The 15,385-nt window shown below is 39.5% G+C and carries 13 protein-coding genes and 1 riboswitch; of the genes, 2 read left to right on the forward strand and 11 right to left on the reverse strand.

The genetic code is table 11. The features are described from left to right. The 7 genes from smc to CGC63_RS08290 all read right to left on the reverse strand — a co-directional run bounded on the left by smc (nt 1) and on the right by CGC63_RS08290 (nt 8,246). Nucleotides 1-3,561: a chromosome segregation protein SMC gene (gene smc / locus CGC63_RS08260; RefSeq protein ID WP_003021238.1), complete on the reverse strand. Its 3,561-nt coding sequence runs from the start codon at nt 3,559-3,561 to the stop codon at nt 1-3. Then, entirely contained in the window at nt 3,552-4,262 is a 711-nt protein-coding gene (gene rnc / locus CGC63_RS08265; RefSeq protein ID WP_009246122.1) for a ribonuclease III, read from the reverse strand. Before rnc ends, smc begins: the two co-directional genes overlap by 10 nt. Nucleotides 4,263-4,350: 88 nt before the next feature. Next, complete coding sequence (acpP, locus tag CGC63_RS08270; protein WP_003021234.1) at nt 4,351-4,581, reverse strand: acyl carrier protein; 231 nt, start codon at nt 4,579-4,581, stop codon at nt 4,351-4,353. Nucleotides 4,582-4,592: 11 nt separating this feature from the next. Continuing rightward, nucleotides 4,593-5,612, reverse strand: a complete 1,020-nt coding sequence (plsX, locus tag CGC63_RS08275; protein ID WP_039924860.1) for a phosphate acyltransferase PlsX — start codon at nt 5,610-5,612, stop codon at nt 4,593-4,595. 107 nt (nt 5,613-5,719) lie between these two features. Further along, nucleotides 5,720-6,352, reverse strand: a complete 633-nt coding sequence (locus CGC63_RS08280) for a hypothetical protein (RefSeq protein WP_009246123.1) — start codon at nt 6,350-6,352, stop codon at nt 5,720-5,722. A gap of 97 nt (nt 6,353-6,449) precedes the next feature. Continuing rightward, nucleotides 6,450-7,514 (reverse strand): helix-turn-helix domain-containing protein, encoded by a 1,065-nt coding sequence (locus CGC63_RS08285; RefSeq protein WP_003021229.1) that lies wholly within the window; start codon nt 7,512-7,514, stop codon nt 6,450-6,452. Between the two features lie 162 nt (nt 7,515-7,676). Further along, nucleotides 7,677-8,246 carry a folate family ECF transporter S component gene (locus CGC63_RS08290; RefSeq protein WP_003021227.1) on the reverse strand — a complete coding sequence of 190 codons (570 nt, stop codon included), beginning with the start codon at nt 8,244-8,246 and terminating at the stop codon, nt 7,677-7,679. 63 nt (nt 8,247-8,309) lie between these two features. Then, a riboswitch (THF riboswitch) is annotated at nt 8,310-8,409 on the reverse strand. Between the two features lie 142 nt (nt 8,410-8,551). On the opposite strand from CGC63_RS08290, the gene CGC63_RS08295 reads away from it, so the two are divergent. After that, nucleotides 8,552-9,013, forward strand: a complete 462-nt coding sequence (locus CGC63_RS08295) for a GNAT family N-acetyltransferase (protein ID WP_003021225.1) — start codon at nt 8,552-8,554, stop codon at nt 9,011-9,013. Between the two features lie 72 nt (nt 9,014-9,085). Here CGC63_RS08295 and CGC63_RS08300 read toward each other — a convergent pair whose 3' ends face one another. Continuing rightward, complete coding sequence (locus CGC63_RS08300; RefSeq protein ID WP_040351136.1) at nt 9,086-11,797, reverse strand: alpha-mannosidase; 2,712 nt, start codon at nt 11,795-11,797, stop codon at nt 9,086-9,088. Between the two features lie 179 nt (nt 11,798-11,976). On the opposite strand from CGC63_RS08300, the gene CGC63_RS08305 reads away from it, so the two are divergent. Next, complete coding sequence (locus CGC63_RS08305) at nt 11,977-13,110, forward strand: GntR family transcriptional regulator (RefSeq protein ID WP_003021221.1); 1,134 nt, start codon at nt 11,977-11,979, stop codon at nt 13,108-13,110. Nucleotides 13,111-13,235: 125 nt separating this feature from the next. Here the strand turns inward: CGC63_RS08305 and rpmF are convergent, their stop codons facing one another. Genes rpmF through CGC63_RS08320 form a run of 3 tightly spaced genes read right to left on the reverse strand, consistent with a single transcriptional unit; the run spans nt 13,236 to nt 15,207 of the window. Continuing rightward, on the reverse strand, nt 13,236-13,421 hold the full coding sequence (gene rpmF / locus CGC63_RS08310; RefSeq protein ID WP_003021217.1) for a 50S ribosomal protein L32: 186 nt from the start codon (nt 13,419-13,421) through the stop codon (nt 13,236-13,238). A gap of 3 nt (nt 13,422-13,424) precedes the next feature. Then, nucleotides 13,425-13,952, reverse strand: coding sequence for a YceD family protein (locus CGC63_RS08315; protein ID WP_003021215.1), 528 nt, complete (start codon nt 13,950-13,952; stop codon nt 13,425-13,427). 58 nt (nt 13,953-14,010) lie between these two features. Then, complete coding sequence (locus CGC63_RS08320) at nt 14,011-15,207, reverse strand: acetate/propionate family kinase (protein WP_003021213.1); 1,197 nt, start codon at nt 15,205-15,207, stop codon at nt 14,011-14,013. Between the last annotated feature and the right edge of the window lie 178 nt (nt 15,208-15,385).

Raw genomic sequence — 15,385 nt, forward strand, 5'->3', positions numbered from 1 at the left:
CTACTTGTCCAAGTCATTTTCAATGAGGTCTACGGATACCAACGTTGACACTCCCTTTTCCTGCATGGTAATACCGTACAAGCGGTCTGCCGCTGCCATCGTACCTCTTCTATGTGTTATAATAATAAACTGTGTATTTTTTGTCAACTTATGAAGATATTTTGCATATCTTGTAACATTCGAGTCGTCAAGTGCAGCCTCAATCTCATCCAGCAGACAGAAGGGAGACGGCTTCAGATTTTGGATGGCAAATAAAAGGGCAATGGCTGTCAGCGCCTTTTCTCCACCGGAAAGCTGCATCATATTCTGCAATTTTTTTCCGGGCGGCTGGGAAATAATGCGAATTCCCGCCTCCAGAATATCTTCTTCCTCGTCAAGCTCCAGCGTACCCTTTCCGCCTCCGAAAAGCTCCTTAAATGCCTTATCAAACTCTATACGGATTTGTCCGAATTTTTCTTCAAACTGGCGGCGCATTCCGGTATCCAGCTCATTGATAATTCCCTGTAAGGTTTCCTCTGCCTGAACCAAATCATCATGCTGCGTCTTCATAAAAGTGTGACGCTCCGACAGCTCTTTGTATTCCTCAATGGCATTGACATTGACATTTCCCAACTGCCTGATTTCACTCCTCATATTGGAAATTGCGCTCTTTATCTCTGCTCTTTCCTGTAATTCATCCGGCATATCAATCAGCGCCTGACTATATGTAATCTCATATTCTTCCCACATATAGTTTACCTGCGTCTCTTGATTTTCTTCCAGCTTTTCCTTCTGCCCCAGCAGACGATAGCTTTCCTTATCCAGCAAATTCATCCTTGCAGACAATTCGTCTCTTTTTGAGAAAAATGCCTTATGCTCCTGTGTCATCTTTTCTTTTTTCAAAAGAGCTTCCTGCAATTTTTCTCTATCTTCTTCTTCCTCTTTTGCCGCAAGTTCGATTTCCTGACGAATTTTTACAATTTCCGTTTCTTTTTTCAAAGCCTCCTCTTTGCCTTCTTCCATTCCTGCAAAAAGAGCTTCTTTCTGATTGGTAAGACTTTCCAGTTCTTCCTTAATACGTCTTAGATTTTCCTGAATAAAGCCTTTTCTGGAAGTAATACCTGCTCCCTCCAACTGACTCTTTTCCAGTTCCTTGGAAATATCCGTTTCTTGCTTTTTCCTGCTTTCCAATTCTTCCTGCTTTTCATTGATAGATTTTTCCAATGCACTTTCCTGACTGGCGCTGGCTTCCATTTCTAATTGGATGGATTGGCTGTTTTCCTCAATTTCTTTCGTTTGCTTTTCAAGCTCTGCATTTTCTCTTTTTAAATTCTCATATCCCTGCTTAATCTCTGCTCTTTTATCTGACATGGAATTCAAATTCATCTGCACGGTATTTTCCTGAATATACTGCTCTTGAAGACTTTCCTGTATACGGCCAGCCTCATCACGGAAGTGGTTTCGCTTATTGCGGTATTCTTCCAATGCTGCCTGTAATTTTTCGATATTTAATTTTAATTTTTCTACATTTTCATGAAGCTCATCGATTTCTCTTCGTCTTCCCAGAAGATTGCTGTTATTCTTAAAAGCACCACCGGTCAGAGAACCGCCGGGATTTAAGGACTCCCCTTCTATGGTAACCATACGAATAGTATACTGATATTTCTTTGCAATGGCAATTCCATGATCAATGTGGTCTACTACCAAAGTTCTTCCCAGAAGATAATTCGCCAATCCTTCATACTCTGCCTCTACCTGAACCAAATCGCTGGCAACACCGATTACCCCCGGCTCTTTTAAGGCTGCCGGATTATTGAAGGTCTTTTTATTCTTCATACTGGTAAGAGGAAGGAAGGTAGCACGCCCATACTTGTTCTTCTTCAGGAATTCAATCATTCCCTTGGCTGTATTCTCATTATCTGTAACAATATTCTGAATACTGCCTCCCAAAGCCGTTTCAATGGCTGTCTCATAATTTTTTTCTACTTTTAAAAGGTCTGCCACAACGCCCTTAATTCCGGAAACATTTTTTTTCTGCTCCATAACACGGCGAATACTGTTTCCATAGCCGTCATAACGCTCCGTAATATTCTTCAAAGACTCCAGTCTGGAAGCTTCTCTGTGATAAGCTGTCTTTTCATTTTCCAACTGCTGTGTCGCTCTTGAAATTTCTGCCTGATATTTTTTAATCTGGTCTTCACAGCGGTTGCCCTGACGAATAAGCTTTTCAATGGTTTCTTCAATTTCCTGCTTCTGCGTTTTATACTGTTCCTCGGAAGCATCTAACTGTGCAACTTCACTTCGCAAGGTCAAATTTCTCTGATTTAAAGCAACCTTCCGAATAGAAATCTGCTCCATCATGGTGTCATAACGCTGTAATTTTCCTTTGATAGAAGCCCTCTGATTTAAAATTTCAATAATTTCGTTTTTACCGCTTTCAATGGCTTCTTCTAAATTATGAATTTCAATGGCAATTTCCTTAAACGCTTCCTGTGCCTGAGACTGAACCCTTGAAAATTCCGCTGCTTTTTCCTCTAATTGGGACTGTTCTTCCAGATATCCCTGTTCTTCTTTTTTTCTCTTGTCAATATCTGCGTCTAAAGCAACCGCTCTTTCCTGATACTGGGTTTCATTTTGCTTTGCAGAATGAATTTGCTCCTGCAACAGGTGAATTTGGTTTTCCAGATTTTGTTTTTCTAAAGTTTTCTGTGTAGACTGCTCTCTGGATTTCTGGATTTCTGTTTCCAGAATTTCCAGCTCTTTTTCCAAATTTTCATACTCTGTTTTCGTCACATCAAAGCTTTTACAGGTTTCTTCCAAGTCTGACTGGGCAATCTCGTATTTTTCTTCCACAGCCTTTAACTGCTCCCGAATTCTTGCCATTTCCACCAGAAACATCTGAATATCAAGCTGCTTTAAGGCTTCCTTTTTCTTCAGATATACCTTGGCTGTCTCTGCCTGCTTCTCCAAAGGCGCTAACTGTCTCGTAAGCTCGGATAAAATATCATTGACACGGGTAAGGTTTTGCTGTTCTTCCTCCAGCTTTTTAATGGCTGTATTCTTTCTTCTTTTAAACTTTACAATTCCGGCTGCCTCGTCAAAAAGCTCACGTCTTTCCTCCGGTTTTCCGCTTAATATTTTATCAATCTGTCCCTGCCCGATAATGGAATAGCCTTCTTTTCCAATACCTGTATCGTAGAAAAGCTCATTTACATCTTTTAAGCGGCAGGAGGTTCCGTTTAAAAGATATTCACTTTCCCCTGAGCGGTACAGTCTTCTGGCAATGGTAACCTCCTGATAATCAATGGGTAATTTGTGGTCGCTGTTATCCAGTGTAATCGCCACATAGGCAAAGCCCAGCGGTTTTCTTGTCTCTGTCCCTGAGAAAATAACATCCTGCATGTTACCCCCTCGAAGCTGTTTGGCGCTTTGCTCACCTAAAACCCAACGCACTGCATCGCCTACATTACTTTTTCCGCTTCCGTTTGGGCCTACAATTCCCGTGATTCCGTTATGAAATTCAAACGTAATCTTATTAGCAAAAGACTTAAATCCCTGCACCTCAATACTCTTTAAATACATAAGTCTCCCTTTTCATCTCTCAGTTTTTTAATGGCGCAGTAAGCTGCCTGCTGCTCTGCCGCCTTCTTTGTATGTCCGCAGCCCTCTCCCAGTTTTTTGTCACCCAGAAGTGCTTCCACATAAAAGGACTTATTGTGATCCGGTCCTTCTTCCTTTACCAATACATATTTTACATCATCTTCATACTGTGCCTGTACAATTTCCTGAAGTGTAGTCTTGCTATCATAAAAGAGCTGCTTGTTCTCAATGTCATTTAAGATATATTTGTGAACAAACTCTTTTGCATTAGCAAAACCGCCGTCCAGATAAATTGCACCTATCAGCGCTTCCATTGCGTCTGAAATAATAGAATTTCTGTTTCTTCCTCCTGTTGCTTCTTCCCCTTTGCCTAAAAGCAAATAATCTCCTAAGGAAATTTCCTTTGCACAGAGGGCAAGAGTAGGCTCACATACAATACTGGCACGTTTTTTTGTCAGTTTTCCTTCCGGTAAATCTGCATATTGGTAAAATAAAAATTCACTGGAAGTCAGCTCTAATACCGCATCTCCCAAAAATTCCAGTCTCTCATTATTTTCCTTATAAGCAATATGGTGTTCATTTGCATAAGAGCTGTGAGTCAGTGCATTGACTAAAAGGTCAAAATTTTCAAATTCATATCCTATTTTCTTCTCCAGCTCTAAAAATTTCTTTGAATTCTTCATATCTGCTCCTTTATTCTCTTTCTTTATGATACAAAAATGTCCTCCCTTTATCAGAACACTTCTGATTTTGCGGGAAGACATTTCGTTTTTATCCGATTAAACGCTTAATCTGTTCTACTGCATCTCCTACAGAAACAATTTGCTCCACTTCTTCTGTTGGGATTTCAATATCAAATTCTTCCTCGATACCCATCACAATTTGGAAAATATCCAGAGAGTCTGCACCCAAATCATCTACAAATGTGGTGTCCCAAGTCACTTCTTCTGTATCCACATTTAAAACCTCTGCTATTATCTTCTGTAATTTTTCCAATTCCATGATATATCCTCCTAAATCTCCTCTTTTTTCTCTTGTACAGCAACCAGATTTTCACCTATACGCTGGCTGATACGCTGTTCTTTAAATGAAATACACTGAATAATGGCATTTTTAAACTCTGTTTCCTTGGAATTGCCATGGCACTTTACTACCAGACCTTTTAAGCCTAAAAGCGGTGCGCCGCCGTACTGGCTGGCATCAAAGGATTTCAGTGTTTTTTTCATGGCAGGCTTTACAAGAAGCGCTCCCATTTTACTGCGGAAGCTGGACATCATACTTCCTTTGATTTTAGATATCAAAGTAGCCCCCAGACCTTCATACAGCTTTAAAATTACATTTCCCACAAAGGCTTCCGATACAATAACATCTGCTGCCCCTGCCGGAATTTCTCTTGCCTCAATGCTGCCGATAAAGTTAATGTCCTTACACTCCTTCAGCAAAGGATAGGTTTCTTTTACCAGAGCATTTCCCTTTTCTTCCTCTACACCAATATTCACAATTCCCACTCTGGGATTTTTCACACCCATAACATGCTCCATATAAATAGAACCCATACGGGCAAACTGTACCAAATGAGAAGCCCTTGCATCTACATTTGCTCCACAGTCAATAAGTAAGGATACCCCGTCTTTCGTTGGGATAAGGGGAGCTAACGGCGCTCTCTCCACACCTTTAATCCTTCCTACGATTGTAGTACCTCCTACCAGTATAGCGCCTGAGCTTCCCGCAGATACAAAAGCATCTGCCTCGCCCTGCCTTACCAGCTTCATTCCTACTACAATGGAGGAATTTTTCTTTCCACGGATAGCGGCTACCGGCGGTTCTCCTGTTTCAATAACCTCGCTTGCTCCTACAATGTGAATTCTCTCCTTGGGATAGGTACAGGATGCTAATTCTCTCTCCAGAATTTCCTGTTTGCCCACTAAATAAACTTCCACATTGTCCTTTTCCTTTACAGCAGCTACCGCACCTTTAATCGCTTCGGAAGGAGCATAATCACCGCCCATGGCATCCACAGCCACCTTTATCATTTCTTCCATGTTGTGCCTCCTGTTATATCTAACATGATTTTACTAAACATCTATAAAAAATGCAAGGACTCTCCTAAGAGAATCCTTGAAAACATCATAATTTTAAATTATTCTGTCGGCTGCTCCTCCGGTGGTGTAGTTTCCTCTGTTGTTTCGCTTCCTTCGGCTGCCGCTCCCTCTGCTGCTTCGCCTGAAGCCGCTGCATCCTCTGTCGGTGCTTCTTCCGGAGTTGTTTCTTCTGTCGGCGCTTCTTCCGGAGCTGCTTCTGATACGATTACTTCCATAGTTTCACTGGTCAGTCTGTTTGTCGAGCTTCCAATGGTATTGATGGCAACCACATAATAATAGACAGTTCCTACTTCATCAGTAGGCGGTGTAAAGGTACTGGAGGTTTCTCCCTCAATCACTGTGCCGCCGCCGTTTGTATTGGTCAAGCTCTTATACCACTGATAGGAAATTGTTCCATTGTCGGAAGCTGTTGCTTCTACCTGCAATGGTTCTGCTTCCGTATCCTTTGTATAAGTAACAGAACCGCTTAAATTTGTTGTCCACTGTGGTTTTTCTACCGGTACTTCCGGCTCTGCCTCCTTTTTCTCCGTCTCTTTGCTTTCTTCTTTCTTTGAGTCAGATTTTTCTAATACTTTATCAAATATCTTTTCAGCTTTACAACCGGTCATAGGAAGTGCCATACATCCAATCGTTAAGACAACCATTCCTTTTTTCAGCCATTTGTTCTTCACTGTTTCTTCCTCCTTAGACAAATAACTCTCTGCGTCTCCTATATTAACTTATTTTTTCTAAAACCGCAAGTTTTTCTTTCTAAATATTACATAAATATTACATTTTTTCATCTGCTTCAGCTTCTTTCAAAAGCTTCTGCACATCTTCACACTCTTTTAAAAAAGACGCCTCCTCATCCTCGCATAGCTCTTGAATAAGCGCTTTTCTTAATTTCAATCCAAATCCCTTTTCCGTCTTTTTTGTTTTAATATGACGATACAAAGGAGATTGATTGATTTCCCAGCTCTTCGTCAAAGCTTTCATCATAGGAAACAGTATTTTCAAGCATTTGACTCTGTCTTTTTGGGCAAGGTATAGCTGAAAATGCGCTGCATAAGAATAATATTCCCACAAATCAAATAATTTTGCCGCCTGCTTTGACACCTCTGCGAAATATTCTGCGTCTTCTTTTCTTTCTTGTTTTAATGCAATCTCCATCAGCATCAATAAAACACTCTGAATTTCTGTAATGGATGAAAATAGTTTTTCTTCCTCCAGCTTTGCAGCTTCTTCTAATTTTCCACGGGAAAGAAAAAGATTTATCTGTAATTGTTTCTTGTCCACAGAAGTTTTCTCCGGCAGAGATTGCAGCATTTCTTCTGCTTTTTCATATTCTTTTCGCTGAATATACTTGGAAATCAACATGGACTGAGCATAATTTTTCTCATTCTGATTAGGACTGTTCAACACCCGATGATATAGGGCTTCAATTTCTTTTTTATGTATTTTTAAGTCTTTTTTCCCTTCCTTGCTGTACATCCCTGCTCCCTCTAAAAACATCGCCACATTTAGAAGCAGCGGATAGCATACCGGATATTCTCTGATTTTTTCCATAGCAATTTCATAAACCTTTAAAAAGCCTTCTTTTTCCAGCAGCTCTGATAGAGTGTTTAAAAAAATTGCAATTTCTTGCTCCGTCAGTTCCTCTTTAAAGGATAATAACGTGTTTAAATCCGTTTCTAAAATTCTTGCCAATGCAGGTAAAGTGGTGATGTCGGGATAAGAAGTTCCCTTCTCCCATTTATTGACTGCGGGAGCTGTAACGCCCAAATAATTTGCCACCTGCTCCTGCGTTAAATTTCTCTCTATGCGTCTCTGTCGGATAGTTTCATTTATTTTCATAGACCTATACCTCATATTAAATTTTCTCTTTTGAATATTATAACAAGGGAAGGCTGTCGGCACAATTAACTGTGATTTAATTTTGAGACAAGAAATTTAACTATTCGTTATAAGAAAAAAGGACTACGCATGGCTGTCTGCGTAATCCTTCCATATTTATCTTTATGCAGTTCTTTTCAATGGTCTGAATACTCCTGTCTGCTCAATTACCTTTGTAATACTAAAGAAGATAAAAGAGTCAATCGGCCACATAATTACATTCTTTAACGCACGCATAGGCAGTAATGCAAGAAATCCTTTTCCGTAAAGCATATCCAGCCACAGAGTACTTAAAATAACGTTTACTACTAAAAATACAACAAATTTTGCAAGTAACACTCTCTTTAACGTTAATTTCTTTTTATAATAGAAACAACCATAAATCAGAGATGCTAAAATTGCATTAAAAGTAAAACCAAAGAAAAACGGACCATCCGGTTTCATAAAATATTTTACAACATCCAAAATTCCCGCAAACAAGCCGCCTGTAACAGGACCGAATAAGTAGTCTGCCAGCTGGTTTGGAATACCGGAAAAACCGATTTTAATATATGGTCCAATGGTAATGGACGCCACCTGATTTAAAATTAAAGATAAAGCTGCAAACATGGCACATACTGATAATGCCTGAACCTTCTTCAGCTCTTTTGCTGAAGATAAAAAAATGTTCTCTTTTGAATTATTTTTGAACATAAAAAAAATACCTCCTTCATCAAAACTACCACAATAGGAGATAATCTCAGCCTTATCTTCTGTTGCAGCGAGATGCGAGTTTGTACACCGTAAGATTTACCTTTTCGTCCTTCCAGCAACTCTCTATCCAGAGGGCACTTTACGCATACAAATCTACTCTGCAGTTTTTTCTTACTCAATCATAATAATAGATACTGGCAAAAAAAGCAATAGAAATTTTATTTATTTTTAATATTTATAAACAGAACTGTTTTATTTGTGCTATACTTAGGCATTATAACCATTTTATAAGGAGGAAAGAACAGATGAATGGAAATATCCGTAAAGCCAATGCTCAGGATTACCAACAAGTTGAACGGCTTATGCAGCAAGTTCATATTCTGCATGCAAACTGGAGACCTGATATTTACAAGCACTGCTCTGTGGTATTATCCGAAGAACGGTTTCTTGAACATATCAAAAATGAAGAAATTGTAGTATTAGAAAAAGAAAACTCTGTTATCGGAGTCATGATTTATCTTACCAGAAACATATCCGGCGGACTTATGCAGGACAGAAAAATATTATTTATTGACGCCTTGGCAGTTGATGAAAAAGAACGTGGAAATGGTTTTGGACATCAGCTTTTAGATTACCTTGTCCGTCTCTATAAAGATTTACAGTATGATGGATTGGAATTACAGGTAAATGCCAAAAACCTCACCGCTATGGAATTGTATACCAAATATGGCTTTACTCCGAAAAGTATCAATATGGAATTACTGTAAAAAGGCTGTTGCATTAAGCGCATATCAAGAATATTTGCTTAATGAACAGCCTTCTTTATTCTAAAAATTTTTCTATCTAATACCTAAAGTCAGAATTTCAAATGGTTTCAATACCACATGGTACATTCCGTCTTCCCTTACTTCCAGACCTTCTTTTTCTTCCTCGATGACATTACTCTTATACATTTTTTCCATCCAGCTCTGTTTCTGAATTTCAATTTCACGAGGTAATTCTGTAACATTTATAAAGCGAACCATAATATCAGAACCATTTTCCTGCTGTTTCAGTCCACTGAAGTTTACCCCTTCTCCTGTCCAGTTGAAGAAGCCCTTTTCCTGCGGATTAACCCCTGTATGAATACCTGTCGGAACTGCCATCAGTTCATTCTGGAACTGATATCCCAGTGTATAAACATCCAGTCTTTCTCCATCTGCAAATGGCAGAATTTCATAGGAAAGTGTATAAGTTCCCTGCATCTGTGCTTTTGGAGTCGGGAAATATCCCCAGTCACCCAATTCACCCACGCAGCGAAGAAGTGTAACTGCAATGGCGTTTTCCATATCCGGCAGCACTTCATACTCATACAATCCGTGGTTTGCAATCAGCATACCGTCTTTTTCGTCCTGCATTGCCACAAAGCTCTGCTGACGGTCACAGCCGCTTGGATTTTCCCACTGTTTGCTGTGGCGATTATTTCTTTCTACTACCTCAAAAGCAGAGTCTGCAAAATGTGTATCAGCTGCAAGTCCTGTCGGAATTACAACACGAACTCTGTGGTCTTTTGCTGTGTTGTGAATAGTTGTCTGTATCTTCAGACTCTTGGAGGATTTCTCCAAAGTAAGTTCTGTTTCAATTGCCAGCTCAACCATTTTATCACTGCGGCCGATATGGCGGTTATAGCACTCCTGGAAAGATTTCTGTGCAATTTCCAATTCCTTGGCTGCGCTTTCCGGTACTTCTATACTCTGGCAAATATGATATTTTGCACAGAAAGGAGTATCCTCTGCAAGAGTAATTTTTGCCGGCTTATTCTGTGTTGTAATTGCCTGACCGTTTGTATCCTGTACATAAATGTACTCGTTTCCGATATCGCCTGTTTCTTCATAATATCCGATATGTGAATAAACACGACCTGTTTTCAGGTTTGTAAGTGTATAGCTTCCGTCTTCATGAATTTCCACACGGATATTTTCATTTTCCATTGTGTTGCTGCCGGTAATCAATGTCTTTGTATCATCTGCCTGCTTTGCTTCTGCTTCCTGTAAATGATATACTCTGTATCCCATTGCCGGAACCTCTTTTGCCTCAAAGGTCACACGAACCTGTCTTGCCATGTATGGCTGGCGGAATTTATCATCCGGTAAAAGATAATCAAATGCCGTACCCATATCTTCAATTTTTGCATCTACGATATTTCCTTCGGCATCCTTTAATACAAATACAGGCAGCTTTATATTCTGCATTTCCCAGTAAGCTTTTTCCTGTATATTTTCAAAGCATCTGTCTACGTCTAATACAGCGCTTACCACGTCTGTTTTATTCCAGCCCGTGAAGTTATAAACTGCAAATGGCAATACCTTACCGTTTTCACTGTTCAAATTTGATGTATCTATCTGCTCTGTTAAGTATTCCATGCTTTCCTTGCACAGCTGCTCTGCTACCTGTCTGCTCTTTACAAAACGAATAGCCACTTCATCATTTACTTCATCTACGTTACAGCTGCAAATACTGTCATGCGGATGGTTCTGCATCAAAACCTTCCAGCTATATTCTAAAAGCTCTTTCGGATATTTCTTTCCTTCCAGTCCCGCTAAAACTGCTGCCGGTTCTGCTTTACGCTCCAGCGCTGTTTCGCCTTTTCTGTTTAACTGTTTCAAATCAATTCTGTTGGAAGCAGTATTTACCAATGTAAAACGTCCGTCTGTTTCCTGACTGGTCAGTTCTCCCTTTACAACAGAAATGTTTTCGCCAAGCTCTTCTTTGACGGCTTTTACATACGTTTCAAAATCGGAATGAATAAATTCAATTTCCGGATATAACTTTTTAGCTGTTTCAATAGCCTGTGGTAAATCCTTCTGTACAGGCTGGTGGTCACATCCGTTCATAAAAAGGAGCTGGCTGGTTCCCGCATACTGTCTTACATCTGCAAGCTTCTTATCCCAGAATTTCTTTGCTTCCTCCGGCTCAACAGGAATTTCCATTCCGTTATTGTACCAGTTCGGGAATAAGATGCCTAATAATGTACTTCCATCCGGTGACTGCCAATTAATTTCAGAATATGCTGTTTCATAAGTTCCTTTTTCCAAGGTTTCATTGTTAAAGCCAATGGATTTTACCCCACGTCCAAAGGCAACTGCTTCCATACCTGCCTGTGCAAGTACCTGCGGCATCTGTCCTGCATTTCCGAAGGCATCCGGAAAATATCCGATTGGACATAATTTTCCCAGCTTCAGGGCTTCTTTGCGACCTGTCAATAAATTTCGAACACAAGCCTCTCCACTTGTCAGGAATTCATCCTGCAATACATACCAAGGTCCTGCTGTAAGCTTTCCTTCCTGAACTAATTTTTTAATTCTTTCCTTCTGCTCCGGTTTGATTTCCAGATAATCATCATAAGCAGCAGTATGTCCGTCCATGTGGAAGCTGCGGTAATTTTCATTATTTTCCAGTAAATCGGATGCTGTATCCAGCAGTTCCACCAGTTTCATTCTGTGTTTTTCAAATGCCATGTACCATTCTCTGTCCCAATGAGAATGTGAAATAATATGTACTGTTGTTTTCATCTCATTTACCACCTTTTCATATTTTCTCACATGATAGTTTCTATTGTATTTGATATATCATATATTAACTTTCCTATGATAATTTGTCAATATAAATATATAATTTGACATATCAAACTAGGTATTATAAAATAATAACAGAACAAATTAACGATACATTTTCAGAAAGATGGAAATTTATGAAGCAAGAGAATTCAAACAAGCCAAAATATGAAATTATAAAAGAGGACATCCTTGCTCAAATCCGCAAAAATGACTTTTCTTATTCCGAGCCACTCTGTACGGAAAAGCAATTATCGGAACAATATCAGGTCAGTCGAATTACGGCAAAACATGCCCTGACGGATTTGGAACAAATGGGCGTTTTATATCGAAAGCGAGGTGTAGGCAGCTTCGTTGCTCCAAATGCAGCCAATCATCTAAACCGCCTTACACCGCCAAAGTATCTCCCCTCAAAAATGGTATCCTTTCTCCTTCCTTTTGACATCACAAAGGGCGGGATGTTTAAAACTGTCGAGGTGGTAAACAATGTCTTAAATGCTAACGGCTATATGATGAGTATTTATGTATCCGGCGCCAAAGAAAAATCCAATTTGCGCCTTCTTCTCTCTCAAAATCTTTCCGGACTTATTTATTATCCTGAGAGAGATAAAATTCATTTGGAGCTTCTCAATGAATTTGTTTTTATGAATATACCGATTATTGTAATTGATAAGACAACTGATTGTCCTTATATTCATAACATTGTTTCAGACAATTTTGCAGGCGGAAGATTATTAGGCGAACATCTTATTCAGTTAGGACATCGCAATATCACATTTTTCACAACTGCCCCACTGGAGGAAACCTCAACTGTCCGCAACCGCTTTGCAGGATTTCTTCATGCTTTGCAGGAAGGGGGAATTCAGCCAAATTCTTCCAATTTTGTTTATTATCCGCACAAGCTTACAGAAGAAGAATGTCTTGCGCCAAGCAGCGGTCCTCTTCAGGATACCTTACGTACTTTATATCAGAGAGGAACGACAGCAATTATTGCAGAAAATGACCGTGTTGCCCAGCTGATACAACTTGCCTGTCACTCTATGGGTATTCGTATTCCTGAGGATATCAGCCTTTGCGGATTTGATAATGATGATGCCATCCGCAGTCTGGATATCACTACCATCGGACAGAACTTTTCACGTATGGGGCAGGAAATCGGACGTATATTTACAGAGTCTATGAATAATCCGAATTATCCCATACAGAAAATCACAATTCCGGTAGAATTATTTTCCCGCAGCTCTACAAAAGAGCCTCGGACACTCTCATAAATTCATATTGCAAAGAGCCGAAATATCCTCTTGGTATTCCGGCTTTTTGCTTTTGTCCTAAAATATTGTAAACGCAAAAATAGAGGGCAGTGAAATAAATCACACCCTCTATCTTACAGGAAAGCTTAGGCTTCCTCTGTCTTAATGATTTCTTTTTTATTGTAGCTTCCGCATGCACGGCAAACTCTGTGAGGCATCATTAACGCACCACATTTGCTGCATTTTACTAAGTTTGGAGCACTCATTTTCCAGTTTGCACGTCTTTTATCTCTTCTTGCTTTAGAAGATTTATTTTTTGGACATATAGACATAGGTTACACCTCCTTAAATTTGCTAAATATATCACTGATTACCGCCATTCGGGGATCTGGACTTGTCTGGTCGCATTCGCATGAGCCTTCATTCAAATCTTTGCCGCATTTAGGGCAAATTCCCCGGCAGTTCTCTTTACATAGAACCCTTAAAGGCCAATGGATTAAAATCTCATTATGCACTAACTGCTCTACGTCCAGGCTGCAACCTGTGACATAATTAATTTCATCTAAGTCTTTTATCCTGTCTTCCCTCGAAGCCTTCATGTCAATTTCCTCCGATATATCAACCTCAAATTCAGTGGGAACATCCTTCAGGCACTTATCGCAAGGTATCGCCAGAACAATACTGCCCTTTGCTTCTATTTTGACAACCTTCTTACCTGTATTGACTAAAGTCACACAGATTGGCTTTTTTTCAATAACCGGGAAGCTTCCCAGCTTTGATTGAAAGAAATCCATGGAAACAGGTGCTTCAACAACCTGTGTCTTTCCTTCTATGGATAAAATTTCTGATAAATCAATTAGCATAATAGTCTCCTAATCACACCTTGTAAATTATACATAGGGATTTACAGTTTGTCAACCATTATTTTGAAACTAATTCAGCAGTTTCCTGACAAATAGCTAATTCTTCATTTGTAGGAACGATTGCTACTGTTACTTTAGAGTCCGGAGTAGAGATGATTTTGTTCTCTCCTCTTGTCTGGTTTGCTTCTTCATCCAATGTAATTCCAAGGTATCCTAAGCTTTTTACTACTGCTTCACGTACAGGAATTGCGTTTTCACCGATACCGCCTGTAAATGCAATAGCGTCTACACCGTTCATAGCTGCTACATAAGAACCGATATATTTAATAATTCTATAACATAAGCAGTCTACTGCACGTTTTGCATCTTCGTTGCCCTGTTCTCTTGCTTCATTTAAATCACGGAAGTCACTGGAAAGTCCTTTGGAAAGTCCCAGTAAACCGGATTTTTTATTCAGGATATTTACCATTTCTGTTACGTCAATGTTTTCTTTTTTGCAGATAAAGTCAAGAACAGCAGGGTCTAAGTCACCGGAACGTGTTCCCATAACAAGACCTTCCAATGGAGTAAGGCCCATAGAAGTATCTACACATTTGCCGTTTACAACTGCACTGATGGAAGAACCGTTTCCTAAGTGCGCTACGATAACTTTAGAGTTATCAGGGTCTAAGCCTAAGAATTTAATTGTTTCTTTGGATACAAATCTGTGAGATGTTCCGTGGAAACCATATTTACGAACTTTATATTTATCATAGTATTCGTAAGGAATTGCATACATATATGCTTTTTCCGGCATTGTCTGATGGAAAGCTGTATCAAATACGGCTACGTTTGGTTTGCCCGGCATCAGCTCCATACATGCACGGATACCCATTAAGTTTGCAGGGTTATGCAGAGGTCCTAAATCGCAGCATTCTTCGATTACAGAAATAACTTCGTCATTGATAATGCAGGAGTCAGAAATTTTTGCTCCGCCGTGAAGTACACGATGTCCGATTGCTTCTACTTCGTCTAAGCTTTTTAAAACACCTGTGTTTGGATTTACTAAAGCATCTAATACCATTTTAATCGCTTCAGTATGAGTAGGCATTGCTGCTTCTGTTACTTCTTTTTCTCCGCCTGTTGGCTGATATACTAATCTTCCGTCCAGCCCAATACGTTCACATAAGCCTTTTGCTGCTACTGCCTCTGTTTCAGAATTGATTAACTGGAATTTCAGTGATGAACTTCCGCAGTTTACTACTAATACGTTCATATTCTCTTCCTCCGATATCTTAAGATAATCTATATACAGATTGCTCTGTAATTCTGGCCGTTTTGACCATTTCTATTTTTCATTATACACTGTTTCTTTATCACAAACAAGAGAAGGTTTTGGATTTTTGTGGAAAAGCTCTCTTATTCTTGTATTATTTTTCAAACATTTTTTCACC

The sequence above is a fragment of the Blautia hansenii DSM 20583 genome (assembly GCF_002222595.2).
In the GTDB taxonomy this organism is placed as follows: domain Bacteria; phylum Bacillota; class Clostridia; order Lachnospirales; family Lachnospiraceae; genus Blautia; species Blautia hansenii.

What these genes read in the sequence shown, in the direction of transcription:
- CGC63_RS08300 (WP_040351136.1), bottom strand. Translation starts at nt 11,797, where the DNA reads ATGAAAACAACAGTACATATTATTTCACATTCTCATTGGGACAGAGAA.
- smc (WP_003021238.1), bottom strand. Translation starts at nt 3,561, where the DNA reads ATGTATTTAAAGAGTATTGAGGTGCAGGGATTTAAGTCTTTTGCTAAT.
- CGC63_RS08295 (WP_003021225.1), top strand. Translation starts at nt 8,552, where the DNA reads ATGAATGGAAATATCCGTAAAGCCAATGCTCAGGATTACCAACAAGTT.
- CGC63_RS08290 (WP_003021227.1), bottom strand. Translation starts at nt 8,246, where the DNA reads ATGTTCAAAAATAATTCAAAAGAGAACATTTTTTTATCTTCAGCAAAA.
- CGC63_RS08305 (WP_003021221.1), top strand. Translation starts at nt 11,977, where the DNA reads ATGAAGCAAGAGAATTCAAACAAGCCAAAATATGAAATTATAAAAGAG.
- CGC63_RS08320 (WP_003021213.1), bottom strand. Translation starts at nt 15,207, where the DNA reads ATGAACGTATTAGTAGTAAACTGCGGAAGTTCATCACTGAAATTCCAG.
- CGC63_RS08285 (WP_003021229.1), bottom strand. Translation starts at nt 7,514, where the DNA reads ATGAAAATAAATGAAACTATCCGACAGAGACGCATAGAGAGAAATTTA.
- acpP (WP_003021234.1), bottom strand. Translation starts at nt 4,581, where the DNA reads ATGGAATTGGAAAAATTACAGAAGATAATAGCAGAGGTTTTAAATGTG.
- rpmF (WP_003021217.1), bottom strand. Translation starts at nt 13,421, where the DNA reads ATGTCTATATGTCCAAAAAATAAATCTTCTAAAGCAAGAAGAGATAAA.
- plsX (WP_039924860.1), bottom strand. Translation starts at nt 5,612, where the DNA reads ATGATAAAGGTGGCTGTGGATGCCATGGGCGGTGATTATGCTCCTTCC.
- rnc (WP_009246122.1), bottom strand. Translation starts at nt 4,262, where the DNA reads ATGAAGAATTCAAAGAAATTTTTAGAGCTGGAGAAGAAAATAGGATAT.
- CGC63_RS08315 (WP_003021215.1), bottom strand. Translation starts at nt 13,952, where the DNA reads ATGCTAATTGATTTATCAGAAATTTTATCCATAGAAGGAAAGACACAG.